Annotated in this window: 1 protein-coding gene; it reads right to left on the reverse strand. The window is 44.0% G+C overall.

Going from position 1 to position 273, the window contains the following annotated elements; genetic code table 11:
* The coding region (locus RAD10_RS41870) for an HU family DNA-binding protein (protein WP_461622025.1) at positions 1–248 on the reverse strand (248 nt) is incomplete at its 3' end.
* Positions 249–273: the final 25 nt, after the last annotated feature.

Below are 273 nucleotides of genomic sequence, written 5' to 3' on the forward strand. Positions count from 1 at the left end.
TTACCAGCTTTAAAAGCTGGTACTTTTGCTTCTGCGATTTGGATTTCTTCACCAGTTTTTGGGTTACGACCAGTACGTGCAGCACGAGTACGAACGCTGAATGTACCAAAGCCAACTAGAGCAACTTGATCACCAGACTGAAGAGTGCCGCTTACTGCTTCGATGAATGCATCTAGAGCACGACCCGCTGACGCTTTAGAAATGTCTGCATTTTCTGCGATTTGTTCTACTAACTGAGTTTTATTCACTGTAATTTCCCCTTTGTGTCATCTG

Source organism: Bradyrhizobium sp. 23AC (genome assembly GCF_054863025.1).